The sequence below is a fragment of the Citricoccus sp. GCM10030269 genome (assembly GCF_042665635.1).
Classification (GTDB): Bacteria; Actinomycetota; Actinomycetes; order Actinomycetales; family Micrococcaceae; genus Citricoccus.
Map to the genome: position 1 here is coordinate 1,007,427 of NZ_JBHTCV010000005.1, position 26,370 is coordinate 1,033,796.

General features: G+C 68.2%; 19 protein-coding genes. 12 read left to right on the forward strand and 7 right to left on the reverse strand.

Annotation, left to right across the window (positions count from 1 at the left end; genetic code table 11):
* Positions 1-64 precede the first annotated feature (64 nt).
* The 4 genes from ACFQQD_RS11790 to ACFQQD_RS11805 form a co-directional block, all read right to left on the reverse strand.
* Positions 65-6,340: an Ig-like domain-containing protein gene (locus ACFQQD_RS11790; RefSeq protein WP_378089535.1), complete on the reverse strand. Its 6,276-nt coding sequence runs from the start codon at positions 6,338-6,340 to the stop codon at positions 65-67.
* 115 nt (positions 6,341-6,455) lie between these two features.
* On the reverse strand, positions 6,456-7,532 hold the full coding sequence (locus ACFQQD_RS11795; RefSeq protein ID WP_378090120.1) for an adenylate/guanylate cyclase domain-containing protein: 1,077 nt from the start codon (positions 7,530-7,532) through the stop codon (positions 6,456-6,458).
* Between the two features lie 169 nt (positions 7,533-7,701).
* Complete coding sequence (locus ACFQQD_RS11800) at positions 7,702-8,319, reverse strand: PH domain-containing protein (protein WP_378089537.1); 618 nt, start codon at positions 8,317-8,319, stop codon at positions 7,702-7,704.
* 45 nt (positions 8,320-8,364) lie between these two features.
* The gene (locus tag ACFQQD_RS11805) at positions 8,365-9,210 is read right to left on the reverse strand and encodes a biotin--[acetyl-CoA-carboxylase] ligase (RefSeq protein ID WP_378089539.1); all 846 of its coding nucleotides are present in this window, start codon (positions 9,208-9,210) and stop codon (positions 8,365-8,367) included.
* Between the two features lie 194 nt (positions 9,211-9,404).
* Here ACFQQD_RS11805 and ACFQQD_RS11810 point away from each other — a divergent pair, with 194 nt between their 5' ends.
* The 3 genes from ACFQQD_RS11810 to ACFQQD_RS11820 are packed head-to-tail and all read left to right on the forward strand — an operon-like array spanning position 9,405 to position 12,023.
* Positions 9,405-11,018, forward strand: a complete 1,614-nt coding sequence (locus tag ACFQQD_RS11810) for an acyl-CoA carboxylase subunit beta (protein WP_378089542.1) — start codon at positions 9,405-9,407, stop codon at positions 11,016-11,018.
* Complete coding sequence (locus ACFQQD_RS11815) at positions 11,015-11,263, forward strand: acyl-CoA carboxylase epsilon subunit (RefSeq protein WP_378089544.1); 249 nt, start codon at positions 11,015-11,017, stop codon at positions 11,261-11,263. The genes ACFQQD_RS11810 and ACFQQD_RS11815 overlap by 4 nt, the downstream gene beginning before the upstream one ends.
* A gap of 13 nt (positions 11,264-11,276) precedes the next feature.
* Entirely contained in the window at positions 11,277-12,023 is a 747-nt protein-coding gene (locus ACFQQD_RS11820; RefSeq protein WP_378089546.1) for a ZIP family metal transporter, read from the forward strand.
* Here ACFQQD_RS11820 and ACFQQD_RS11825 read toward each other — a convergent pair.
* Positions 12,008-12,274 carry a hypothetical protein gene (locus tag ACFQQD_RS11825; protein WP_378089548.1) on the reverse strand — a complete coding sequence of 89 codons (267 nt, stop codon included), beginning with the start codon at positions 12,272-12,274 and terminating at the stop codon, positions 12,008-12,010. The two genes, ACFQQD_RS11820 and ACFQQD_RS11825, sit on opposite strands and share 16 nt — an antisense overlap.
* A 221-nt stretch (positions 12,275-12,495) precedes the next feature.
* Between ACFQQD_RS11825 and ACFQQD_RS11830 the strand changes: the two genes are divergently transcribed.
* The 4 genes from ACFQQD_RS11830 to ACFQQD_RS11845 all read left to right on the forward strand — a co-directional run bounded on the left by ACFQQD_RS11830 (position 12,496) and on the right by ACFQQD_RS11845 (position 18,473).
* Positions 12,496-14,178 carry a DUF885 domain-containing protein gene (locus tag ACFQQD_RS11830; RefSeq protein WP_378089550.1) on the forward strand — a complete coding sequence of 561 codons (1,683 nt, stop codon included), beginning with the start codon at positions 12,496-12,498 and terminating at the stop codon, positions 14,176-14,178.
* Positions 14,175-14,849 carry a Maf family protein gene (locus tag ACFQQD_RS11835; RefSeq protein WP_378089552.1) on the forward strand — a complete coding sequence of 225 codons (675 nt, stop codon included), beginning with the start codon at positions 14,175-14,177 and terminating at the stop codon, positions 14,847-14,849. The genes ACFQQD_RS11830 and ACFQQD_RS11835 overlap by 4 nt, the downstream gene beginning before the upstream one ends.
* A 161-nt stretch (positions 14,850-15,010) precedes the next feature.
* A complete protein-coding gene (locus tag ACFQQD_RS11840) occupies positions 15,011-16,834 on the forward strand; it encodes a biotin carboxylase N-terminal domain-containing protein (RefSeq protein WP_378089554.1) in 1,824 nt (607 codons plus the stop codon).
* A 190-nt stretch (positions 16,835-17,024) separates the two neighbouring features.
* On the forward strand, positions 17,025-18,473 hold the full coding sequence (locus ACFQQD_RS11845; RefSeq protein WP_378089556.1) for an MFS transporter: 1,449 nt from the start codon (positions 17,025-17,027) through the stop codon (positions 18,471-18,473).
* A 94-nt stretch (positions 18,474-18,567) separates the two neighbouring features.
* Here the strand turns inward: ACFQQD_RS11845 and ACFQQD_RS11850 are convergent, their stop codons facing one another.
* Both ACFQQD_RS11850 and ACFQQD_RS11855 read right to left on the reverse strand, forming a co-directional pair.
* Positions 18,568-19,917, reverse strand: a complete 1,350-nt coding sequence (locus tag ACFQQD_RS11850) for an alkaline phosphatase PhoX (protein ID WP_378089558.1) — start codon at positions 19,915-19,917, stop codon at positions 18,568-18,570.
* Between the two features lie 139 nt (positions 19,918-20,056).
* Entirely contained in the window at positions 20,057-21,463 is a 1,407-nt protein-coding gene (locus ACFQQD_RS11855; RefSeq protein WP_378089560.1) for an NAD(P)H-quinone dehydrogenase, read from the reverse strand.
* Positions 21,464-21,589: 126 nt separating this feature from the next.
* Here ACFQQD_RS11855 and ACFQQD_RS11860 point away from each other — a divergent pair, with 126 nt between their 5' ends.
* The 5 genes from ACFQQD_RS11860 (at position 21,590) to ACFQQD_RS11880 (ending at position 26,367) form a co-directional block, all read left to right on the forward strand.
* A complete protein-coding gene (locus ACFQQD_RS11860; protein WP_378090122.1) occupies positions 21,590-22,396 on the forward strand; it encodes a purine-nucleoside phosphorylase in 807 nt (268 codons plus the stop codon).
* Positions 22,397-22,436: 40 nt separating this feature from the next.
* Positions 22,437-24,236 (forward strand): phospho-sugar mutase, encoded by a 1,800-nt coding sequence (locus ACFQQD_RS11865; protein WP_378089563.1) that lies wholly within the window; start codon positions 22,437-22,439, stop codon positions 24,234-24,236.
* A gap of 23 nt (positions 24,237-24,259) precedes the next feature.
* Positions 24,260-24,952 (forward strand): deoxyribose-phosphate aldolase, encoded by a 693-nt coding sequence (gene deoC / locus ACFQQD_RS11870; RefSeq protein WP_378089565.1) that lies wholly within the window; start codon positions 24,260-24,262, stop codon positions 24,950-24,952.
* A gap of 78 nt (positions 24,953-25,030) precedes the next feature.
* Positions 25,031-25,303, forward strand: a complete 273-nt coding sequence (locus ACFQQD_RS11875) for a hypothetical protein (RefSeq protein WP_378089567.1) — start codon at positions 25,031-25,033, stop codon at positions 25,301-25,303.
* 77 nt (positions 25,304-25,380) lie between these two features.
* On the forward strand, positions 25,381-26,367 hold the full coding sequence (locus ACFQQD_RS11880; protein ID WP_378089569.1) for an acyltransferase family protein: 987 nt from the start codon (positions 25,381-25,383) through the stop codon (positions 26,365-26,367).
* The last annotated feature ends 3 nt before the right edge of the window (positions 26,368-26,370 follow it).

Consider the following 26,370-nt stretch of genomic DNA (forward strand, 5'->3'; position numbering starts at 1 on the left):
GAGGTGGCAAGGATGGGTAGTTCTCCCCATCCATTCCTCGATCCACCCCTGTCAGACAGCGGGTCTAGTACGTCCAGGCGCCGTCCGCCCGGATGGTGCTGTAACCCCCCGGCACGGACGTGCCGACCGGGAAGTTCCCTTCAACACGGAAGCTGTTGCCGCTGGTGTACGGCTCGAACTTCCGGTAAGTGCACACCGAGCCGGTCCAATTGCCGCGGGCGTCGGTCGTGAACCCGCTGGTGGTGTAGTAGTTCTGACCTCCTTGTGAGAAGCAGTCCATCCTGTACTGCGTGTTGGGTTCGAAGTCCTCCGCCACGAACACGGAGGTGGTGCATTCGGGCTCGGGCCGCTCACATCCCGCCGGGCCACCGCCGTTCTCACTGAGGTTCCACTTGGCCCTCGGGGCCGTGGGCGGGGCGCTCGACGACGGCGAGCTGCTCGGGGCCGGCCGGGTCGGCGTCGGGCTGGGTTTCGGTGGCGGGGCCGTCGAGCTGGCCGTGCCGGCGAAGGTACGGCACCGACTGTCTTCGGCGCACACGGTGATCTGCAACCGGTGGACGGTGCTCGCCGAGGACGAGGACACGGTCGTGGAGCCGGAATTAGCCACCGTACGACCATCGGCTTTGACGGTCATCGACGTGATCGGCCGCCCGTTGGCATAGTCGGCGGCGCGGGAGTTCCAGCTGAACACCACACTGCCGACCCGAGGACTGCTGCGGATCTGGGCGGCGTTCTTCAGAGGACCGAAGGCGGAATCCGTGGTGGTCGCGGCCGACGCCGGACCGGGGCCCGAGGCATTCAGCGCGCGGACCTTGATGCGGTAGGCCGTGCCGTTGGCCGGCACCGGAATGATCGACCCGGAAGACCCCAAACTCTGCCAGTTCCCTCCGTTCAAGGAGTACTGATACCCGGTGACCGGAGAACCGTTGCCCGAGGCCGCGGAGTAGCTGACCTTCAATTGCCGGTCCTTGCCCGTGGCCGAGGTGCTGACCGAGGACACCGCCGAGGGCCGGCCGTAAGGGGTCACCGCGCGGGAACTGGCCGAGGGCGGCGAATCACCCACCCGGTTCGTGGCCCTCACCGTAAACGTATAGGAAGCCGAGGGGTCCAGCCCGGTGAAGCGCGCCGTGGTGGTGGTGCCGCTGACGCTGCGTGAACCCGACGTCGAACCGCCCCGATGGGCGGTGACCGTGTACCGGTCGATGGCCGCGCCGTTGGTGTTCGGCATCGCCCAGGACACGTCCACGGCACCGCCGTCGATCACAGACGTCACGTGCGTCGCCGAAGGCGCAGACGGACGGTCGGGGGCTCCCGCGGGTGCGGCCGCCGATGAGTACGGTCCCCAGTCGGAGGGCTCATCAGCGCCGTTGAGAGCCTGCACCTGGAAGCGGTAGCGCACACCGTTCTGCAGGCCGTCCCAGCGCAGCGAGGTGGCCGCACCGGTACTGCGTACCGTGCCGCCGCCCGGCGCCGCCGGAGAGACCCGCACCCGGTAGCCCGTGATGGCCGATCCGCGGTTCTCCGGCGCAGCCCAACGGAGGTCCACGACGGCGTCCCCCGGCGTGGCCTCGGGTGCTCCCGGGGCATCGGGGCGGACGTCCGGGGTGACCGGTGCAGAGGAAGCCGAGGGGTCGGATTCACCGATCTCGTTGACGGCGGTGGCGGTGAACCGGTGTTCCGTCCCGTTGGTCAGTCCGGTGATCCGGCAACTGGTGGTGGCGCACTGTGTGGTCTCACCGGTCCCCACGGTGGTCACCACATAGTGGGTGATCGGTGAGCCTTGGTCCGGTGGGGCGGTCCAGCTCAGATCGACGGCGCCATCAGAGACCGCATCCGCCCTCGGCGCGCCCGGCGTCCCCGGCGTTCCGGCCACGACCACGGTCACCGTGGCCTCCGAGGTGCGGGCAGGGTCGCCGGTGGCATCACGCACTTGGTACGTGGCCCGGAGGCGGCCGGAGAAGTCTTCGCCGGGGGTGATGGCCAGCTGGTCGCCGCGCTGAAGAACCTCAGCTGTGCCGGTGGCCAACCCGACCGAGGAGATCCGCAGCGGTTCCTCCCCCTCGAAAGGATTCACATCATTGGCCAAGACGTCCACCAGCACCTGTTCGCCCGGTCGAGCCTCATCCACGACGTCGTCGACAGCGCGCGGCAGTGGACGGTCCGAACCGACCACGGTGACGGAGACGGTGCCGCGGACGGCGTCGGCTTGGCCGTCGCTGGCGGTGAACTCGACGGTGCTCTCGGTGCCCTGCACGGCGTCGGCGGGAGCTGCGATGGTCACCACCGCCCCGGACAGTTCGACGTCGAGTTCCTCCGGGGTTTCGCCGAGTTGGAGGGTGAGGTCATCGTCGTCGGGATCGCTGGCGAGCAGAGACAGGTCGGCAGTGGCCTCGCCGCCGGCCTCCACCCTCACCGCACTGGACCTCACGGTGGGCGGGCGGTTCGTCTCGGGTGCGGGCAGAACCATGACGGGGATGGTGAGGGTGGAGGTGAGCCCGGTGGGGTCCTCGGCGCTCTCGCCGTCGGTGACGGTGACATTCAGCGAGGCAGCACCGGCGTAGTCCTCCGGAGCCCGGAAAACCAGCTCCGTGCCCGAGGAGACCTCCACCGACGCCGCGGACGGAGCAGCCGAGGCGGAGTCCTCACGCAAGAGCCGAACCGCGCGGCCGCCCCGGGCACCGATCGCCTCGTCGAGATCCACGCTGAGCGGCTCGCCTGCCCGGACCTCGCGGGGAGCGCCGTCGATCAACCACGGCGGAGTGGTGGCATTGCCCGGGACGAAGATGAACGCCGTCGCGGACTGATCGTCCTGATCGGTGACCCGGTACGGGATGACTTGGGCGGAATCGGTGACGGTGATCCTCACGCGCTGGTCATCGAGGACCTCGGCCGCGCCCGCGGAACCCTCTCCGGCGCCCTCCGCGCCCTCCAGCAGCGACACCGCAAGGTCGCTCGCCGATCCGTCAGGATCCTCATCGTTGGCCAGCACGTCCACCACCACATCGTCCTGTCCGCGGATCTGCTCGGCCCCGACCCAATCGTCGCGAGCCAGGGGAGGCAACAGGACGGCGTCCTGATCCACGGCGACGGTGAGCGTACCGGTGTCGGTGGCTCCATACGGATCCGTCACTCGATACAGGATGTTGGTGAAACCGTCTTCCTCCGGGGCGGTCACCGAGAGCCGTCCCTCCACCTCTCGCACGGTCACGTCCGAGTTCGGGGTGGACACCCCGCCGGCCACCAGGGCCACCGGGTCGCCGTCGGGGTCCGCGTCATTGTCCAGCACGTCGACGGTGAAGGTGCGGCCCGGTCGGACCTCCACACTGTCGTCGACGGCCACCGGTGGGTGATTCGTGGCCAGTGGCCTGGCCACGCCGACAGACACCGAGCCCACGGCACGCGCCCCGAGCCGATCCTCCACGACGTAGGTGAAGGTGTCGGTGCCGCCGGCGCCATCGGACGCAGAGTACTCCAGGAAACCGCCGTTGACGGTCACTGAGCCCTGCTCGGGAGTCGAATCCAGCGCGACCAACTGGACGGAGTCGCCGTCGGGATCCGTGCCGTCAAGGGGAACCGGAATCCGCACCGTCTCCCCGGCCAACACCCGAGCCTTCAGATGCGGTGGCACCGGAGGCGCGTTGGTCTCGCGGTCCACCGGCATCACGGTGAATTCGACCCGCGCCGAGGCCTGCTGGCCGTCCGGTCCCCTCACGGTGTAGACCGCCGAGGTGCGTCCGGTCTCGGCAGAGGCCAGGAACCGGACCTTGCCCTGGGACACCGCGGACAGGCCTCGGTCGGCAAGCACGGACTCCTCGAGCTCAGGCGCCAGTACCAGTTCCGAGCCGTCGGGGTGGGAGTCGTTGGCCAGAACGTCCACGGTCACCACGTCGCCCGCGCGCACGACGGCTTCATCCGGATTCGCCACCGGCGGTTCAACGGTGGCCGGCTCGGGCAACGGGACCACGGTGACCTCGCCGTCGGTGGTGCCCTCCGCGTTGGAGACTTGGTAGCGGAAGGTCAGCGGCGACGACAGACCACCGGCATCGACCACGCGCAGCACCGAGTAGTTCTCCACGGCCACCTTGACCGGTGGTGCGCCACCGTCCGCTCCCTCCAGGCCCTCGATCCCCTGGACCACGAGGACTCCCCCGCCGGGATCAGTGTCGTTCGCCGTGACGTCCACCAAGACATCGCCCCCGGCCGGCAGGAGGGCGGTATCCGCCACCGCGATCGGCCTTCCGGTGCCACCGCCTTCGGGGCGGACGTCCACCCGGATCAGCCCCGGGGCGGAGTCGGCCTCATTGGCGGCCACATAGTCCAGGTAATAGGTGCCCGGGGTGTCCGAGGTGAACTGCACCGTACCGGCTTCGGGGTTGAATGCCGTTTCCGAGTTCGGCGCCATGCCGGCGTAGGCGAGACGCAGAACACCGCCCAGCGGGTCTTCGTCGTTGTCCAGGGGGCGGATGATCGTTTCCTGGCCGGCGACGGCCACCACATGGTCCGCGACGGTCACCGGCGGCTCGGACTGTCCCCCGATCACTCTGACCTGCACCTCTCCGGTCGCCGTCTCACGTCCGTCCGTCACCGTCATGGACACCGTCCGTGTGCCGGTGTCTCCCGTACCGTCTTGAAACGTCAGCTCACCGTCCGGGCGGACGCGGGTGGAGTCTGGCTCCTCGGCCACCGCATCCACCAGGCGCAGATCGTCCCCGTCAGGATCGAGCCAGTCGGTGAGCACTGGTGCTGTGGCCGACTCACCGGCTCTGACCGTGATGGTCGGCACGCGCAATTGTCGCGGGGCGTCATTGGCCGTCTCCGGCACCACCCGGAGGGTGACCGAGGCCGTGTCCGTGCCGCCGCGGCCGTCGTCGGCGGTGTAGTCGAACGTGCTCGTTCCGGTCGCGTCGGCGTCCGCGGCCACCTGGAATCCGACGCCGTCATGGATCGGTTGGACGTCGCCCAGCCCCGTCCTGTCCAGGCCGGCGTCCTTCTCGGCCGACACCGTGAGCACATCACCGTCCGGATCGGAGTCATTGACGAGCACCGGCAGGGCCGTCATGCGACCGGCACGCACGCCGAAAGTATCATCCTGAGCGACCGGCGGACGGTTCTCCTCATCGCGGTCCGGCAAGGTGACGTCTCGAGTGATCTGGTCGGAGTCCTCTTCGGTGTCTTCACCCTGGGACGTCGGCGGCTTCAGGTCTTCCCAGTTGGAGATGACCCGCAGATCCTCGTTGGCCACCCACGAGTCGCCGGAGCGCATGTCATTGAGCACCACCGACGAGCGATTGGTGCGAAAGATCAGTTCGGCGCCGTCGGCCAGATCCGGGATGGAGAGCAAGGCGTCCTGTTCGGTGCCCTCACAGTCCCGCAAGTACGTCCCGGTTGCCGCGGACGCCGCATGCGTGCAGCCCTCCACCACCACCGGCTCAGCAGCCGAGTCTCTGGAGCCCGCGGTCGATTGCGCCTCGTCCGGGGCGGTCAGATCCGTGACCTGGGGTGTGCCGCCGGACAACGGCACCGTCACCGTACTGCGCGGACCCGTCAGCACGACGACGTCGGCCTCGGGCCCGGGCGCCTGCAGCCGGGTTCCGGCCAAGACCGGATCCTCCAGCCGGCCGCCGTCCCACAGGACGGTGCCGGATCCGGCATCGTGCACCACACCGGTCTTCCCGACGGCCGACAAGGCCGGCTCGCTGAGATCTCCGACTCCGGGCAGCTCGGCCGTGGAGGTTTCCTTCAAGGGGCCGGAATCGCTCGGGGCGTCCGTGCCAGCGGTCGAGGGGGTGAATCGGTGCAGGGTCTCGGTCTGCACGTCGACCACCAGCACCTCTCCGTCCTCGGTGGTGGTGGACAGAACCGCGCCGTCGCCCTCATAGAGCGGCTCGGACTCGTCGAACGCGGGGAGGGGGTCGGCCAGCGCACCGAACACGGTGCCGTCTTGGGGATTCGCCGCCGAGGCAGTACCGCCGGCCAGTCGGAAGTTCTGCGTGCCCGGGAGCATGACCTGCTCGCTGAGGGCCATGGTCGCCGGATCGATTCGAGCCAGGACTCCCGAGGAGGGCTCCAGCGCCAGGACCACCGAGTCATCCTGATGCAGTTCGTAGTCGGTGAAGGGTGATGACAGCCCGCCATCAAGGAGACTGGATTCGACGTTGAGGTGGCCGATCGAGTCCTCGACAGCACTGGTGACCCAGATTCCGCCGTCGTGGAGGTCGAGGCTAGCGGTTTCGAAGCCGGGATACAGCAGCGCTCCCGCTGCCACCACGCCGCCCAGCGAGGCCAGAGCGGCCCCCTGGCGCCAACCGGGTGCTCGCCGTGATCCCCCGTTCTTCCCCACGGCGATCCTTCCCTTTGTCCTTCTCAGCAAAGTCCTGCGCGGGATCAGAGTAGTGACGGGGAGAGAACAGTGAATGAACTCCAGGTGGACCGATGCAGTCGACTGCATCGGAAGATCAGTCGATGATGAGCCCGTTTCCGCTGCCGGGCATGAGGATCGACGGCCGGATCTCTCCAAACCCACGCACCATCTGCGGGGGCTGGGGCACCAGGACGAACCGCTCGTCCTCGTCCAGGGCCATGGCCGTCATCGCGTCCACGAGCACTGTGCCCGGGTCTGCGAGCGCGGTCAGCCGGGATGCCAGGTTCACGGTGGGTCCGTAGATGTCACCGAGGCGGGACAGCACCCGGCCCCACACCAGGGAGACGCGCGCCGAGGGCAGCACCGAGTCCTCACTCATGGCCTGGGCCAGGGCCAAGGAGATCTGGGCACCGGCCTCCGGCGTCTCGGCGTTGAAGAGCACCTCGTCCCCGACCGTCTTAACGAGCCGGCCACCCCCGGTGGAGATGATCTCGGCGCATTTGTTCTCGAAGCGCTGCACCGTCTGGGCCAGGGTGCGCTCGTTCATCCGACGTGAGAGGGAGGTGTAGGAGACCATGTCGGCGAAGCCCACGGCACGGGCGAGCGGCAGCGGAGCGTCGTCCTCGGAGCCGTCCCGGCCGGCGGCGCTGGCTGCGAGTCCGGCCTGGACACGCACCGTGAGCCGTTGCAGCGCGGAGTTGAGCTGGCGTCGGTAGGAGTACGCCATGACCTGCTCGAGGGGTTCGATGATCTCCGGCAGCATCCGGACCACCTCGCGCCGAGCCTGCGGATCCGTCATGCCCTGCTCGCCGATCTTGTTCTCGACCAGCGCCTCCAATTGCCAGACGACCATCCGGTCCGTCATCTGGCCGATGGACCGGGTCAACGAGACGGCGGTCTCCTCGTTGAGAATGCCGCGGCGGACCAGGTCGATCATGGTGCCGATCGCGTCCGTGTCCTGCTGGGTGAAGACCCGGTCGCCGTCGTCCACGTTGGGGAAGCCCAGCGCGCGCCACAGCTTGCGGGCCGAGATCAGCGAGACGCCGAGCTCGCCGGCCATTTCGCGACGCGTCAGGGACCGTGGACCGCCGAGCAGCTCCCCCTCCAAGGCGGAGATGGCCTGTGTCCAGGACGCCTGATCGCCCGAGTCCTCGGCCCGCTGGATGGCCATGGCCGCCGTCGACGTGTTGTCCGGCAGTCCTTCCTGGTCGTCTTCCGCGGACTCGTGGGGCCGCTCGGAATCCGACGTCGGCTCGGCTTGCTCGGCTTGCTCTGCTTGCTCGGCTTGCTTGGCCTGAATATCGCGCTGGGCCCGGAGCGCTTCTTCTAGCTCGGTGTCGTCAGCCATGGTGTCCACCCCTCATGCTCGGTCCCGGCTGCGCAGGCTGATGGTGCTGCGCGGGCTGATAGGTCTCAGAGGACTCGGAGCCCTGGTACGGCTGAGCCTGCGCGGCGATGTCACGGCGCAGAGCCGCCATCTCCGCCACGATGAGTTCCCGGAATCGGGCCGCCTCCGGCATGTTCGCCAAGACCCATTGGCTGCCCGAGCCGTGGTCGACGACCACGTCACCGGCGCGGGCCATCTTCTGGCCTCGGCGCTGGCGCAGACGGACGTCGTAGATCGCCAGCAGGTGCAGAGTGCGTTCGCGAGACTTCCCCAGTCCCGCCCGCTGGATGATGCGGCGCGTGGTGAGGATGGTACGGCGGAACAACCAACGCCACGCCGGACGCACGCAGCCGAACAGAACCGCCAGTGCGGCCAGGACACCGACAGCCCAGACCAGCCAATGACGAGCGTCGGCGAGGAGATCGGGCAACGAGGAACGGGCCAAAAAACCCTGGGCGTAGCCGGTGACCAGCGCGATCAGCAGCAAGCGGATGACCGGGCCGGCCAGCGCGCGCGGGTGCGCTCTGGTGCGCACTCGCACCTGCTCCCCCGGGGCCAGCTTCAGTCCCACATCCGCTCCGTCCGCTCAGTCTTCCTCAGTCTTCCTCAGTGTTCCTCAGCGGCGCAGATGCACCACATCGGCGGAGGAGATCTCCCGCAGGTTGCCATTCCGGACACCGCCGGACACCGTCCCATCCATCTTCCCATGCTCTCCTTCTGCGCTCGGGCTGCCTTCTGTGCCGGGATCGACCAGCAGGGTCCCCCCGGACCCCAGTCCGGCAGCGAGCCCCGTCAGCTCGGAGCCGTCGGGCAGCTGGAGGGTCACCTTGCTGCCCAGAGTGCCCAGTCTCCCGACGACGGCACGGGCTGCAGGGTGCATTCCGTCCACCGCCCCCGGATGTTCGCGCACCGAATCGGCGAACTCCTCGAGCCCGACGCCGATCGCCTCCAAGAGCGACGAAAGCAGTTCTGCGGGATCCACGGGAGTTCTCGCAGGCAGCCACTCCGCGATCGAGGTGGCCGTGTCCACCGGCGCCCCGTGGGGGCCGAAATCCAGGTTCAGGCCTAGACCCAGGACCAGCCCCGGAGGCGCTTGGTCGCTCTGAGGCAACACCGTGGCGAGGATCCCGCACAGTTTCCTGCCGTCTTCAGCGAGGATGTCATTGGGCCATTTCACCTGCGCCGGAACGCCTCTCCGTTCCAACTCCCGGACGGTGGCGGCCGCGGCCACCAGCGTCACCCAGCTGAAGTGCTCCGGGGAGAGCTCTGGGCGCAGGACCACCGAGACGGACAGTGCCGTACCGGCAGGGGTGGTCCACTGGCGTCCACGGCGCCCACGTCCGGAGCGCTGGTCCAGGGTGGCCAGCGCCGAGAGATGAGGCCACCGTTCAGGCTCCGCGGCAGTGGCGTCAAAGAGGGCGTCCTGGGTGGAGTCGGTGTAGTCCAGCCACGTGATGGTCATATCTCCAGGTATAGCCGCTGCGGAGAGGGGCTCCGCCCGACCGGCCCGGCGCGCCGGCCGCTGGACCTATTCGGTGTGACGACGACTCAATATTGTTCGGTTCCTACAAACTGCTCTCCGCGGGGCCTCATTAGACTGGGGCTCTGGCCAGCAGCCTGGCGCGCGGACGGTACGCCACCCGCTGACGTGCTTGTATGAATGTTCCAAATGACGGAGGACCTGTGACCGAACCGGATTTGACCACGACGGCCGGCAAGCTGCAGGACCTGGCGCGACGCCGAGCTGAAGCCACCATGCCGTCCGGTGAGGCCGCCGTCGAGAAGCAACACGCCAGGGGCAAGCAGACGGCGCGTGAGCGTGTCGAATTGCTGCTGGACCCGGACTCCTTTGTGGAGTTCGACGCCCTGGCCGTGCACCGGACCACCGCGTTCGGCATGGACCGGAAGAAGCCGGTCGGTGACGGTCTGATCTCCGGGTACGGCACCGTGGACGGGCGTCTGGTCGCGGTCTACTCGCAGGACTTCACCGTCTACGGCGGTTCTCTGAGTCAGGTCAACGGCGAGAAGATCGTCAAGGTCCAGGAGTTCGCCGCCCGCAACGGCTGCCCCGTCATCGGGATCAACGACGGCGGCGGGGCTCGCATCCAGGAGGGCGTGGCCTCGCTGGCCATGTTCGCGGACATCTTCCGCAACAACGTGATGTCCTCGGGAGTCATCCCGCAGATCTCGATCATCATGGGACCCTCCGCCGGCGGCGCCGCGTACTCCCCCGCGCTCACTGACTTCATCATCATGGTGGACAAGACCTCGCACATGTTCATCACCGGTCCGGACGTCATCAAGTCGGTGACCGGCGAGGACGTGGACATGGAGACCCTCGGCGGCGCGCGCCAGCACAACACCACCACCGGTACCGCGGCCTACCTCGCGGCTAACGAGGATGATGCCCTCGAGTACGTTCGCGAGTTGCTGGAGTTCCTGCCCGCCAACAACTTGGCCGAGAGCCCGGTGGAGCCCTTCGAGGAAGAGCTGGAGGTCACCACCGAGGATCTCGAACTGGATTCACTCATCCCGGACTCGGCCAACCAGCCCTACGACATGATCACGGTGATCGAGCATCTGTTGGACGACGCTCATTTCCTGCAGATCCACGAGTTGTACGCCCCGAACGTCATCACCGGCCTGGGCCGGATCGAGGGACGCACCGTGGGTGTGGTCGCCAACCAGCCGATGCAGTTCGCCGGAACCCTGGACATCAACGCCTCCGAGAAGGCGGCCCGCTTCGTCCGATTCTGCGACGCCTTCAACATCCCGATCATCACCCTGGTGGATGTGCCCGGCTTCCTCCCCGGCACCGACCAGGAGTTCTCCGGCATCATCCGCCGCGGCGCCAAGCTGATCTACGCCTATGCCGAGGCCACGGTGCCGAAGCTGACTGTCATCACCCGCAAGGCCTACGGCGGGGCGTACATCGTGATGGGCTCCAAGAAGCTCGGCGCGGACATCAATCTGGCGTGGCCCACGGCGCAGATCGGCGTGATGGGAGCCCAGGGCGCCGTCAACATCCTCTACCGACGAGACCTCAAAGTCGCCGAAGAGTCCGGCGGGGATGTCGAGGCCAAGCGCCAGGAGCTCATCGAGGATTACGAGAAGGAACTGCTCAACCCCTATCAGGCGGCCGATCGCGGGTACGTCGATGCCGTCATCACCCCGTCGGAAACGCGCACCCAATTGGCCCGCGGCCTGCGAGCGACGTTCCACAAACGCGAGGCCCGGCCCGCCAAGAAGCACGGGAACATCCCGCTATGAGCAGAGACCCCCAGAGCACAGACTCTGCCACTGAACCGGTCCTGGTCATCAAGGGCAGTCTCGACGCCGAGGAGACGGCCGCCCTGGCCGCCGTCCTGCAGGCCGTGGCCGTTCAAGCCGAACACCACCGGCGAGAGAGTGCCGGCCGGCACGATCGCGACCGCACGCTGGACCGGCGTCGGCGATTGGGGCTCTGGGCGCGCCCTGGCTCGGATTCCTGGAAGCACGCCGCCGGGCGCAACTAGGGAGGATCCGATCATGCCGGAATGGTTGTTGGCCGGCGGGGCCGGCTTGTTCGCCGGCGCGGCACTGTTGCTGGGCAGCGCGGTGGGCTGGATCGTCCACGTGCCGCGGACCGTGGTGGCAGCCGTGATGGCCTTCGGCTCCGGCGTCTTGATCTCCGCCCTCACCTTCGAATTGGTGCAGGAGCCGCTCGACGTCGGCGGGTTGCCCGCCACCGTGTCGGGGTTCGCCGTCGGTTCGGTGACGTACGTGGGCTTGAACATCGCCTTGGCCCGTTTCGGCGCCCGTCACCGCAAACGCTCAGGTAACCAGCCGTCGTCGTCGGAATCAGGTAGCGGCGGAGCGATCGCCGTCGGCGCTCTGTTGGACGGCATTCCCGAATCGATGGTCCTGGGGCTGAGCGTCCTGGCGGGTGGAGGCGTGAGCGTGCCGATGTTCGCCGCCGTGTTCATCTCCAATGTTCCCGAGGGACTGTCCAGCGCGGCCGGCTGGAAACGGACCGGACGCGGACCGGGCTATATCTTCTCGGTGTGGGGCTCCATCGCCGTGGCCTCCGGATTGGCCGCCCTAGCCGGATATCTGCTGCTCGACGGAGCGCCGCCCTCCACCCTGGCCTTTGTCAACGCGTTGGCGGCCGGAGCCATCCTCGCCATGATCACCGACACGATGATTCCGGAGGCCTTCGAATCAGCGGCGCTCTACTCGGGGCTGCTCGCCACCTTCGGTTTCTTGGCGGCCTTCTGTCTTCACGCGATGGGCTGAGCCGTCTCGATCTGACGGTTGTGCCACACGTTGAGCACCACGGTCGGGAGGAACGCCGCGGCAACTAATCCCACGGACCAATAGCCGATGCTCTGCCCCCAGGAGGCCGCGGACAGCAGCAACGGAACCAGGCCGAGGGCTCGCAGCAGGTAGATGGTCCCGGGGTGCTGGCGCGGCCGGCCCCACAGCATCGGGATCTTCTCGTCGGCATTGGCCAGGCGCAACTGGTGGAAGGCGACCGTCAACATCACCGTGCCCACCACTCATGCCACTGTCGCCCACACCCATCCCATGCCTGCAGTCCATCTCACTGCGCCCGTTTCAGCAAGGGGCATGGGATCGAAGGCATCAGTTGTTGAATTCCACCCAGTGTTGAGCCTTCACACTGGGGGCAGATCCGACAACTGATGGGCGCCACGTTGTGCGTCGCCGCCTTCCTGCCCGCGAAACGGCAAAACAGTAGTGTTCTGTCATGACTAATTCCTCCCGCGCCGCCCGCCAGCTGAGTCCGATCGACGAGCTGGCGAACCGCTACTTCGCCGTCACCCTCGCTCTGCATCCCGAAGAGGCCACCGCACTCGGCCATCCGGGTCACGAGACGGAGTACTCCGACTACTCCCCCGCCGGGACCGCGGCCCAGGACCAGCTGAACCAGCAGCTGCTCGAGGACCTGGACCGGCTCGACCCCGCCGACGACGTGGACCGGGTGACCGCCGCAGCACTACGCGAGCGCGTCGGCCTGGAACGCCGGATCCACGCGACCGGCCGCACGGAGATGAACAACATCGCCTCCCCGGCGCAAGACATCCGGAGCATCTTCGACCTGATGCCCACGGACAGCGAAGACCAGTGGGCACAGATCGCCGGACGACTGGCCAACGTCCCTTCGGCCTTGGCCGGCTACGTCGCCTCCCTGCGCGCCTCGCGCGACGCCGGCCAGGTCCCGGCTCGGCGCCAAGTGGACATCATCATCGAACAGTCCGAGGCGCATTCAGCCCACGGCGGCTTCTTCCCGGGGCTGGTCGAGCGGGCGTCCGCGGCCGGCGTCGTGCCCTCTTCTCTGCTGACCGAGCTGGAGGCCCAGGCGCTGCGCGCCGGCGAGGCCTACCGCGAGCTGGCCACCTTCCTGCGTGAGGAACTGCGCGCGGCAGCCCCGGTGCAGGACGCCATCGGACGGGAGCTCTACTCGCTGTATTCACAGCGGTTCCTCGGCGCCCAGATCGACCTGGAGGAAACCTACGCCTGGGGCCAGGAGGAGCTGGCACGCATCATCGAGGCGCAACAGCGCGACGCCGAGCGAATCCGCCCCGGGGCCACGATCGACGAGGCCCGCGAGGTGCTCAACACCGATCCGGCTCGCCGGCTCGAGGGCACCGGAGCGCTGCAGGCCTGGATGCAGGAGACGACGAACGCGGCCCTTCAGTCCATGACCCGGTACTTCGAGATCCCCGCTCCGATGGACCGTGTCGAATGCATGATCGCTCCGACGCAGGAGGGCGGCGTCTACTACACGGGCCCCAGCGACGATTTCTCCCGCCCGGGACGGATGTGGTGGTCGGTGCCGGCGGGTGAGGAATCCTTCACCACCTGGCAGGAGAAAACCACGGTCTATCACGAGGGTGTGCCCGGGCATCACCTGCAGATCGCCACCGCCATGCTGGCCGGCGACCAGCTCAACGACTGGCGGCGCAACGGACTCTGGACCTCCGGTCACGGCGAAGGCTGGGCCCTCTATGCCGAACAGCTGATGGACGAATTCGGGTTCCTCACCGATCCGGGCGACCACCTCGGCATGCTGGACGCCCAGCGTATGCGCGCCGCGCGCGTGGTCTTCGACATCGGCGTGCACTGCGGTTTCGAGGCCCCGGAGTCAGAGGGCGGCGGAACATGGACGCCCGAGCAGGGATTCGCCTTCCTCAACAAGCACCTCAACGACTCCCCCGGCCAGATCCGTTTCGAGTTCATCCGCTATCTCGGTTGGCCCGGACAGGCTCCGGCCTACAAGGTCGGCCAACGCATCTGGGAACAACTGCGCTCCGAGCACGCCTCCCGTGCCGCCGCTGAGGGCCGCGAGTTCGATCTCAAGGCTTTCCACACCCGCGCACTGCGCCTGGGATCCATGGGCTTGGACACCTTGCGCGAGGCCATGGCATGAGCGTCGGCGGAGCTGCGGCAGACCGAGCAGATCACGTTGGCTCACCCGCACCCCGGCTGATTCTGGCCTCAGCGTCCCCGGCACGCGCGCGGCTCTTGTCAGCCGCCGGGATCACGTTCGAGGTCATCGTCTCGGACGTGGACGAGGACGCCGTGACCGCGGCTCGCCCCGAGGCCGGGCCGGCGGAGACGGCGCAGTTGCTGGCCCGGGCCAAGTGCGAGGATGTGGCCCGCCGTCCGGAGGCCGCCGGCGCTCTGGTGTTGGGTTGCGATTCGGTGTTCGAGTTGGACGGCGTCGCGTACGGCAAACCGTGGAAGCCCGACGTCGCCCGCGAACGTTGGCGGCTGCAGTCCGGCCGGACGGGGCAACTGCACACCGGCCATTGGCTCGTGGACGCCCGCTCCGGCGAGACAGCCCCGCCGGCGGCCGGGGCGCTGGCCACTGCCTCGGTCACCTTCGCTGAGGTCACCGATGAGGAGATCGCCGACTACGTGGCCACGGGCGAACCGTTGGAGTGCGCGGGGGCCTTCACCATCGACGGCCGCGGCGCCGCGCTGATCTCGGCGGTTAACGGCGATCCCAACGCCGTCATCGGGCTGTCCGTCTCCACGTTGCGGGGCCTGATGACGGAGTTCGGGACGTCACTGACCTCGTTCTGGCCGCGCGGTTGAGTTGTGGGGTTCCTACAACTGATTCCGTTCGGCGCGGGGATATCGCCCCGGATCCTGTAGGAAGCCCACCGTCACGTCTAGGCTCGGCAGGTGGGCTCGCGCGCGCCGGCCGGAACGCGCCTGCCGAGAACTGCACCAGCTTGTGAAGGAGTTTCGCCTCGATGTCCCAATCGACCCAGAATGCCACCACCGCACCCCGCCCCTTCTCGCGGGTCCTGGTGGCCAATCGCGGCGAGATCGCCGTCCGGGTCATTCGGGCCGCGCACGACGAGGGACTCACCGCCGTGGCCGTGTACGCCGAGCCCGACCGCGAGGCGCTGCACGTGCGCCTCGCGGATGACGCCATGGCGCTGGGCGGAACCTCTGCCGCCGACTCCTACCTGGTCATCGACAAGATCCTGAACGCCGCCCGGGCCTCCGGCGCCGACGCCATCCATCCCGGCTACGGGTTCCTGTCCGAGAACGCCGACTTCGCCCGGGCCGTGGAGGCAGCCGGCCTGGTGTGGATCGGCCCGCCGGCCGCGGCGATCGAGCAGCTCGGCGACAAAGTCTCCGCCCGACACCTCGCCCAGCAGGTCGGTGCCCCGCTGGTCCCGGGCACGGCTGACCCCGTCTCGAATGCCGATGAGGTCGTGGCCTTCGCGGACGAGCACGGTCTTCCACTGGCCATCAAGGCGGCCCACGGCGGTGGCGGCCGCGGCATCAAGGTGGCCCGGACCCGCGAGGAGATCCCCGAACTGTTCGACTCGGCCGTGCGCGAGGCCACGGCTGCGTTCGGTCGCGGCGAGTGCTTCGTCGAGCGTTTCCTGGACGCTCCCCGGCACGTGGAGACGCAGTGCCTGGCCGACACCGCCGGTCACGTGGTGGTCGTCTCGACCCGTGACTGCTCCTTGCAGCGGCGCAACCAGAAACTGGTGGAAGAGGCCCCGGCCCCGTTCCTGACCGAGCAGCAGCAACAACGGCTGTACGTATCGTCCAAGGCTATCCTGACCGAGGCGGGCTATGTGGGCGCGGGAACGTGTGAGTTCTTGGTCGGCGCGGACGGCACCATCTCCTTCCTCGAGGTCAACACCCGACTGCAGGTCGAACACCCGGTCTCCGAGGAGGTTACCGGCCTTGATCTGGTCCGTGAGCAGTTCCGCATCGCTCGCGGTGAGCAGTTGGACTACACCGATCCCGAGCTGCGGGGGCATTCCTTCGAGTTCCGGATCAACGGCGAAGACGCCGGACGCAACTTCATGCCCTCCCCCGGCACGCTGCAGCGCTTCCGGCTGCCGACCGGCCCCGGCGTCCGCGTGGACACGGGCGTTGAGGAAGGCGAGACGATCACCGGAGACTTCGATTCAATGGTCGCCAAGCTCATCGTCACCGGAGCCACCCGCGAGCAGGCGCTGCAGCGGTCCCGCCGCGCCCTGAGTGAGATGCAGGTGGCCGGCATGCCCACCGTGCTGCCCTTCCACCGCGCCGTGGTCAGTGATCCCGCCTTCGCTCCCCAGGACGGGTCACCCTTCACCGTGCACACGCGGTGGATTGAGACGGATTTCCACAACGACATTCAGCCCTGGTCCGGGGCCACCCCGACCTCCCCGGGGACCGACGCCTCCGTGGAGAACCGCCGCTCTGTGACGGTCGAGGTCAACGGCAAGAGGGTGGAGGTCACCCTGCCCGCCATTCTCGGTGCCATCTCGACCGCCAGCCCCGCGGCCAAAGCCGGTTCCCGACGGCGGAAATCCCGCGGTTCCCGGACGGCCACCGCGACCGCCGTCGACGGGGACACCCTGACCTCGCCCATGCAGGGCACCATCGTCAAGGTCGCCGTCGGCGTGGGTGACACCGTGGCCGAGGGCGATCTCATCGTGGTGCTGGAGGCCATGAAGATGGAACAGCCCCTCACCGCCCATAAGTCCGGGACGATCTCCGAGCTCCACGCCGAGCCCGGTGCCACGGTCCCGGCTGGAGGGGCCGTCGCGGTCATCGCGGACTGACCCGGGCGCTCAGCCGCCGCCCCACTCAGCCGCGGCCCCGCCCAGCCTCGACCGCGCGCCGTCTCACTATTTGGACACGATGTCCGCATAGTGGCACATCTGCGTAAAGTCAGGCTCGCGTTTTCGCGCCGGCGCCGGCCGGCCACCTGTCACTTCCGGCCACTGTCACTTGCTGTGCACGAGGAGAACCATGACCACTGATATGTCTACCGGCAGCTCACGCCCGGATCCGCGGACCGAGCCTGCAGACCTCAAGGACGACGGCACCCGGGAGCTGGGAGTGCCCCGGTCCCGCGTGGTGATCGCGTCGCTGATGGGCACCTCGATCGAGTTCTATGACTTTTACGTCTACGCCACAGCGGCGGTCTCGGTCTTTCCGCTGATCTTCTTCCCCAGTGGCGACGACGGAGCAGCCCTGTTGGCCTCCATGGCCACCTTCGGCGCCGCATTCGTGGCCCGTCCGGTCGGTTCGGTACTGTTCGGCCACTTCGGCGACCGGATCGGCCGCAAGGCCACCCTGATCGGCTCCCTGCTCACCATGGGCATCGCCACGTTCCTGATCGGCCTGCTCCCCACCTATTTCCAGATCGGTCTGTGGGCCCCGGCACTGTTGACCATCCTGCGGTTCTGCCAGGGCCTCGGCCTCGGCGGTGAGTGGTCGGGTGCGGCTTTGCTGGCCACGGAGACCGCCCAGAAGGGCAAGCGCGCCTGGGCCGCCATGTGGCCCCAACTCGGCGCCCCCATCGGCTTCCTGCTGGCGAACGGCCTGTTCTTGATCCTGGCTCTGGCCTTCAACCACGACTCCACCAACCCGGATATGGACGGCTCCTTCCTCTCCTGGGTCTGGCGCTTGCCGTTCCTGCTGTCCCTGGTCATGGTGGCCATCGGTTTGTATGTTCGTGTGCGACTGCAGGAGACTCCCGTCTTCAAGCGCGCCGTGGAGAACAACGAGCGCGTCAAGGCACCGCTCGGGGAGGTGTTCCGGGAGAACTGGTGGGAGCTCATCCTGGGCACCTTCATCATGCTGGCCACGTATGTGCTCTTCTACCTGATGACCACCTGGATCCTCTCCTACGCGATCGGCTCCGAGGCAGCCGGCGGCCTGTCCGTTCCCTACTCCGAGTTCCTCGTGCTCCAGCTGATCGGCATCCTGTTCTTCGCCGCGTTCGTGCCCGTCGCCGGCCGGCTCGCCGACCGATTCGGCCGCAAGCCGACCCTGATCGTCATCACCGTTCTGCTGGTGGCCTTCGGACTCAGCTTCGGCTGGTGGCTGGACGCCGATTCGATCGGCGAGGGTTCCGGGCTGAACGTCACGCAGATGGTGATCTTCCTCATCGTGGGAATGGCGCTGATGGGCCTGACCTTCGGCCCGATGTCCGCCGTGCTGCCCGAGCTGTTCCCCACGAACACCCGCTACACCGGCTCCGGCATCGCCTACAACGTCTCCTCCATCCTCGGCGCGGCGCTGACTCCCTTCGCCGCCGCGTGGCTGGTGCAGAACTATTCCGTGGCGCACGTCGGTTACTACCTCGCCTTCGCCTCGGTGCTCACCCTGGTCGCCCTGGTGCTCGCCCCCGAGACCCGGACCAAGTCCCTGGACTCGGAACTGATCTCCACGGAAGTCACCTCCGAGCCGTAACCGGTCTCCCACCCTGCACGACGCCGGCCCGGCACCTTCCGCTGAGAAGGTGCCGGGCCGGCGTCGTTCATCTGGATGGTGTGTGGGTGTCTCCTTACAGGGCGCCGTTCTTCCAGGGACCCGTGATGGCATACGTGATGCCGGGGGTCTGGACGTTGAAGAACAAGATCTGGCCGTCAGGGCTGAAGGTGGCCCCGGCGAGCTCGCTGGTGTTGTCGGAGGCCAGTTCGGCCAGATCGAAGATCTGCCCGTCGGTGGTCACACCCCGCAGCAGGTCCTTGCCGCCGCCGTCCTCACAGAGCACCAGTCCACCGGTGTTCGGGGAGACGCAGATGTTGTCCGGGCTCTGCAGGACCTCCGGGTCGGTGGACTCGTAGACCAGCACGAGCTGCCCGCCGGAGTTCCCGCGCGGACGGTACTCCCACACCTGGCCGAGGCCGGCGTCGCCGCCGCTCGTGGAGTTGATGTAGATGGAACCGTCGCCGTACCACGCGCCCTCGAGTCGGTCGAAGACCGCGCCGCCCTGCTCGAAGCCCTGGTTGAACACGGCCAGGCTGTCGCTGCTGTCCGGGTCCGGATCCGTGATGTCCACCCATTCGACCGGCAACGGCTTGCCGACGCGCTGCCCTGAGCGGGTGTCGTACTGAGCGCGGGCCTTGATGGCCAGCATCTGCAGCTTTCCGCCGGCGGTGAGGTCGTCACGGTCGTTCGGCAGGAACCGGTAAAGGCCGGAAGTGCCACGGTCTTCCGTCTCGTAGACGATCCCGGTCTGCGGGTCGATGGCGATGGCCTCGTGGGTGAAGCGGCCCATGGCCTTCAGCGGGACGGGATCCACCGGCGAGGTGGCGTCGGCGGGGACCTCGAAGATGTAGCCATGCGGGCGCTCGACGTCCAGTCCGGTGAACGTCTCCTCGCAAGAGAGCCACGTCCCAGCCGGCGTCGGACCGCCGGCACAGTTGCGGATGGTGCCGGTCAGCGAGGGGTACGCGCTCACCAGTTCCATCGCCTGGGGATCGAAGACGAGGTTGGTCGTGCCGCCGGCCGCGCTCGGGTCGTAGGGGTTCGCGCCGAACGCCGCACCCTGCGAGTTCTCGTGGTTGCGCACGAGATTGATCATCCCGTTCTGGCCCTCGAAGGTGGCCATGCCGTCATGCATGGCCGGCGTCGGCGTGCCGTCGCTCAGCGGGGTGCCGGCATGGCCGAACGCCACGTAGGTGAAGCCGGCGGGCAGCAGCAGTTCGCCGCCCGGAGCCGGTTGCAGCGGGCCATAGCCGCCATTGTCCGGGGCCTGCATCGTGTCATCGCCACGGCGGCGACCCTCAGCGGCGTGTGCGGTGTTGCCCATGAGTCCGGACAGCGCTGCTGCCGCACTCGCGGTGCCGCCGATGGCGAGGAATCCTCGACGGCCGACAGTGCTCGTCTGGTGTGTCTGGGATACGGACATGGTGCTAGAACCCTCCTGAACGAAACGGTGGTCTCCAAGAAGACCGGACCGCACCAGTCCATCGCCGGGGAGTGAACAGGGTCGCTAGTCGGGGTTAAATCGCCATGGCCATGACGGCAATTCAGGTTCGTCGGACGCGTCAGAGGTGCACGTGCAGCCGCCGCGCGGCCTCGGAGATCGAACCGGAGATCGAGGGGTACACCGTGTAGGTGTTGGCCAGATCGTCCACGTGCAGCCGCTGACTGACCGCCAGGGCCAGCGAGTAGATCAGTTCGGAGGCACGTGGCGCGACGACCACGCCCCCGATGACGGTGCCGGAACCCTTACGCGCGAAGATCTTGACGAAACCGCGCGTGACGTTCTGCATCTTCGCCCGGGGATTCGTGCTCAGGTCCAGCTTGAGGATGTCCGCCTGATACTTCCCGGAGGCCACCTGCTCCTCGGTCACCCCGACGGTGGCGATCTCCGGCGAGGTGAAGATGTTGGAGGTGACCAAGTGCGGCTGGAAGGGCTTGACCGCATCCCCCAACAGGTGGGCCACGGCCACGCGGCCCTGCATGGCGGCCACGGAGGCCAGCGCGAACACGCCCGTGCAGTCGCCGGCCGCGTAGACCCCGGGCACGGAGGTTCGGGAGACGCCGTCGACGGCGATGTGGCCGGAGTCCTTCAGCTTCACGCCGGCCTCCTCGAGGCCGAGGCCGGCGGTGTTCGGGATGCCCCCGACCGCCACGAGGCAGTGACTGCCCTCCAGAATCCGGCCCCCGGTCAACTGGACCCGGACACCGTCCGCGGTGCGCTCCACGGATTCGGCCCGCGTCTTGCTGACGAGGTTCACCCCGTCTTCCACGAAGGCTTCCTCCAGCACGACGGCGGCGTCCGGATCCTCGCCCGGCAGCACTCGGTCACGCGAGGAGACCAGCGAGACCTTGGCTCCGAGCTGGTTGTACGCCGAGGCGAACTCGGCGCCGGTCACGCCCGAACCGACCACGATCATGTGCTCGGGCACCTCGGTCAGCGAGTAGACCTGCGTCCAGTTGAAGATGCGCTCGCCGTCCGGCACCGCCGTGGGCAGCTCACGCGGGCTGGCGCCGGTGGCGATGAGAACGTTCTCGGACTCGATGATCTCGGTGCCGCTCTCGGTCACGGCCTCGACGGTCGTCGGGCCGACGAGCCGTCCCTGACCGATGACGATCCGGACCCCCGAGCGTTCCAGCCCTCGGCGAATGTCATTCGACTGCTCGGAAGCCAACGCCAGGAGCCGACGGTTGGCCACGCGCATATCCGCTCGCGCCGGCTCGTCGCCCAACTCGACACCCAAGCCGGAGGCCCCGGACGCACGTCGCATGGAATCAGCCGTGGCGATGAGGGTCTTGGAGGGGACCACGTCGGTCAGCACGGCGGAACCGCCCATGCCTTTGGACTCGACGATGGTCACGGCGGCCCCCAGCTTGGCAGCGACCATGGCCGCTTCGTAGCCACCGGGGCCACCACCGATGATGGTGAGGGACGGACGCGAGTGGATCTGGGTCGTAGTCACGGGCACCATTCTGTCTCACGGGCACCGCTCCTGCCGAATGCCGAGGACGTCTTTGCTCGTCATGCCCACTAGGCTGTGGCCGTGACTGACGCCATCCCCTCCCCCGACGCACCCACTTCACTTTCTGATTCCCCGCTGCGGGGAGACCATCCCGGATTCGCCGAGGCGCGTCAGGCGGCTGCGGCACTGCGGGAGGCGACCGGGATCGGCACGCACCGTGTCGCCGTCGTGCTCGGCTCCGGCTGGGGAGGTGCGGCCGAACTGATCGGCGAGACCACGCACACCGTGCCGACGGCAGAGCTGCCCGGCTTCGCGGCGCCGTCGGTCCCCGGGCACAACCCGACGGTGCGCTCGGTGCGCCTGAAGGACGGGAGCCAGGCTCTGGTGTTCGGTTCCCGTACCCACTACTACGAGCACCGCGATGCCGGCGCCGTGGCCCACACCGTGCGCACCGCCGCAGCCGCCGGCGCGCAGACCGTGGTGCTGACCAACGGATGCGGCTCACTCGTCCCGGAGTGGGGGCCGGGCACTCCCGTGCTCATCGCCGACCACATCAACCTCACCGGGGCCACCCCGCTGGTCGGCGCGGAGTTCGTCGATCTGACGGACCTGTACTCCCCGCGTCTGCGCGCCCTCGCCCGCGAGGTCGACGCCGAGCTCCCCGAGGGCGTCTACGTCCAGTTCCCCGGGCCGCAGTATGAGACGCCCGCCGAGGTTCGGTACGCCAAGACCATCGGTGGGGATCTGGTCGGGATGTCGACCGCCCTGGACGCCATTGCCGCTCGCCATGCGGGCCTGGAGGTCTTCGGCATTTCCCTGGTCACCAACGCCGCCGCCGGCTTCAGCGGTGAACCGCTCAGTCACGGCGAGGTCGTGGAGGCCGGCCGGGACGCCGGCCCGCGCATCTCCGCGTTGCTGGCCGGCATCATCGACCGCATCTGATCGTCGGCCGTCCGCACAGCCGATGAGAGTGGAGCCACACATGACTGATCCCAGGAACCTCGCCGAGGACGCCGGTCTCGACCCGGTGGTGCTGGCGGCCGCCGTCGAGTGGGCCCGGCAGGATCCCGACGACGACGATCGCCGGGTGCTGCAGGACGAGATCGCCGCGGCCAAGGCCGGGGACGCCGCCGCGATCGCCTCCCTCGCCGACCGCTTCGCCGGACCGCTCGAGTTCGGCACCGCCGGCTTGCGTGCCGAGGAGGGGCCCGGTCCGGCGCGGATGAACCGCACGGTGGTCCGTCGTACCGCCGCAGGGCTGGCGACCTACCTGCTACAGCGGCTGGACTCGCAGGAGAACCTGGACTCGCCCGGGAATACAGAGGGCACCACTCCCCCGCGCGTGGTGGTCGGCTACGACGCCCGTCGCGGCTCCGAACGGTTCGCCCTCGATTCGGCCGCCGTGTTCACCGCCGCAGGACTCGACACTATCCTGTTGCCCACCGCGTTGCCGACCCCCGTGCTCGCCTTCGCGGTGCGTTCGATGACCGCCGACGCCGGCGTGATGGTCACGGCCAGCCACAATCCACCGGCCGACAACGGCTACAAGGTCTACCTTGGCGGCCGGATGACCGATGAGGCCGGCCGCGGAGCTCAGATCACCACGCCGAGTGACCGCGAGATCGCCGCGTGCATCGACCACACGGCGTCGCCGGACTCCATTCCACTGGCCTCCAGCGGCTGGACCGTGGCAGACCGCGGGATCGTGGCCGCCTATCGTCTGGCCGCCTGCCGGGCGTTGGATGCTGGCCGCGTCAGTCCTCGCCGGCTCGAGATCGTGTACACCCCTCTGCACGGCGTCGGGGGTGCGGTGCTGCCGGATTTGTTCGAGGACGCCGGATTCAGCCGGCCCTTCGTGGTGCCCGAGCAGGCCGAGCCGGACCCAGACTTCCCGACCGTGGCCTTCCCGAACCCGGAAGAGCCCGGCGCCATGGATCTCGCGCTGGCCGCCGCCCGGGAACGAAATGCCGACCTGGTCATCGCCAATGACCCCGACGCCGACCGGCTGGCCCTGGCCGTCCCGGACCGCGAGCACGGCTGGCGGGTGCTCACCGGTGATGAGGTGGGGGTGTTGCTGGGCCGTCACCTGATGGACCGTCTGGAGCGCGGCCAGGCCGTCGTCGCGAACTCTGTGGTGTCTTCCCGCTTGCTGTCTCGCGTGGCGGCAGACCGCGAGATTCCCCACGAGACCACTCTCACCGGATTCAAGTGGATCGCTCGCGTGCCGGGGCTGGGCTTCGGTTATGAGGAGGCTCTGGGCTACTGTGCCGTTCCGGAGATGGTGCGGGACAAGGACGGCATGACGGCGGCACTGGTCGCGGCGCAGCTGGCGGCCTCCCTGGCTGACGAGGGTTTGACGCTGCTCGGCGCCCTGGACGAGATCGCCCTGCACTACGGGGTGACCGTCACCGGGCAGCTCTCCGTGCGTGTGGACGACCTGTCGCGGCTGGAGTCGATGATGACTCGGCTGCGGGTTGATCCGCCGAGCACGGTGGCCGGGCAGACGGTCGTCGAGTCGGTGGATCTCACCGAGGGATACCGGGGGCTGCCGGGCACCAACGCCCTGATGTACACCACGGCCGATGACTCGCGTGTGGTCGTTCGGCCCTCGGGAACTGAGCCGAAGCTCAAGTGCTACCTCGAGGTCGTTCGCCCCGTGTCCTCCGGGGACATGCCGGCCTCTCCGGGAGCCTTTCGAGCGGCGTTGGGCGCCGTCCGGGCCGAGGCCGCCGTCGCGCTCGACACCCTGAAGGCTTCCATGAGTGCAGCGCTGGGTCAGTAGCGCCAGACGGTACGCTGGAGCGCATGCAGAACGGCCCTGATTCTTCTCTGTCCTCCCTGTCCACCGCGGAGCTCGCCGCCTACATCGACCACACCCTGCTCAAGCCGCAAGCCTCGCGCCAGGACATCCTGGATGTGTGCGCCGAGGCCGCCGGGGCCCAGGTCAAGAGCGTGTGCGTCAACCCGGTGTGGGTCCCCGCCGTGAACGAGGCGCTGGCCGGCAGTGGAGTGCTGACCTGCACCGTCGTCGGGTTTCCCCTGGGGGCCACCACCACTGCCGTCAAGGTCGCCGAGGCCAGCGGTGCCGTGGCCAGTGGAGCCCAAGAGGTGGACATGGTCATCAACATCGCGGCCGTGTTGGCCGGCGAGCGGGACACGCTGGTCGAGGACATCGGCGCCGTGGCCCGGGCCGTGCACGAGGGCGGCGCCATGCTCAAGGTGATCATCGAGACTTGCCTGCTGGACGACCCGGCCAAGGAACTGGCCTGCGCTGCCGCCGTCGAGGCCGGAGCCGACTTCGTCAAGACGTCCACCGGGTTCTCCACGGGCGGGGCGACCGTCGAGGACGTCGCCCTGATGCGCCGTGTGGTCGGACCGAACGTGGGAGTCAAGGCCTCGGGCGGTGTTCGCTCCCGCGAGGACGCGCTGGCCATGATCGACGCCGGCGCCACACGGATCGGCGCGAGTTCAGCCCTTGCTATCCTGAAGACTGACTAGTACTGACTAATACCGCACCACCGGCACGCGGGCGACCCGCCCACCCCGCCCGCCGAACGCCCCGCCTGAGGAGACATCGTGATCGTTAACGGACAGCCGAAGAACTACTCCGGTGAAGGCAACTTCTGGGGCAACTTCCTCATGACGGTGGTGTGCTTCCTGATGTTCGTCGGCAGCCTCTACGCCATGAGCTGGTGGGACTTCGAGCTCGTGTGGCTTCCGGGCCTCATCGCCCTGGGTCTGGCCGTGCTGACGTACCTGCTTCCGCAACAGCTCATCGGCCGCAGTGACTCTGTGGATCACGACGTCATCCACGTGGAGGAGACCACCTCCCGCCACGCGGGGCACTGATCTCGGAGGGTCGTATACTTCACGCACCCTCCCCGGCCGCGTCGAAAGCCCGTTCACACCGCAACACCGGAGTGGACGTGCTGCGAGTCGTCTCCATCGTCGCCGTGGTGGTCGGGCACTCTTACGGCTCGCGCCTGCCCGGGGGCGAGTACCTCGAGATCTGGCGCATGCCGCTGTTCTTCTTCCTGACCGGCTACTTCTGGACTCGCGGACGCTCCGTCGGCCACGAGATTCAGGGCCGGTGGAAGACTCTGGGCGTTCCGTACCTGGTGTGGGCCGTGATCATGAGTGTGGCTGCCTGGGCGTGGACTCAGGGTTCGCCGGATGATTTCTGGCCGTTGATGGCGAGCGGTTGGTACGGCGGCTCTGGCCAGACGCCGCCGTGGTGGGCCTTCTGGTTCATCTCCGTGTTGTTCTTCGTGGCCGTGCTGCGCCGTGTGCTGGAGCAGGTGCCGGTCCAGGTGGCCTGGGGCGTCGCCGTCGTCGGTCTGGTGTTGTCCATGCTCCCGGACAGCATGCTCGGCCGGACGCCGTTGGGGATGGGGCTGGCCCTGCCGTGTCTGTTCTTCGTGTTGGCCGGCGAGTTCTTCCGCTACGAGATCCAACCGCGCATCCCCCGGTACCGGGCGCTGACCGGAGCCGTGGCCGTGGTCCTCGGGCTGACCGCCGTCCGACTGGGGGTGGAGCCACTGAACATCAAGTTCTCCGGCTTCGGCACGTTCCTGCTCAGCCCGGTGGTGGGGATCGTGACCGCCGCCGGCTTCGTGCTCATCTTCAGCACGGTGGTGAATCGGCTGGTGCAGGGCATGACCCGGCCGGTCAACGCCCTGGTGCGCACGGGCACCGTGGTGGTCCTGTTCCACGGCTGGCTGCTGGCAACCCTCGTGGATGAGGGCGTCACACAAGACGGCGCCAAGTTCGTCCTCACCGTGCTGATCAGCTGGGCCGTGGGGCTGGCCATCAACGCCTCGCCACTGTCCCCCTGGCTCTCCGGCGTCCCGCAACCGTCCTGGTGGACGCGTTTTGCGGGCAGAACGAACCGGTTCGTTCTGCCCGCAAAGTGACGG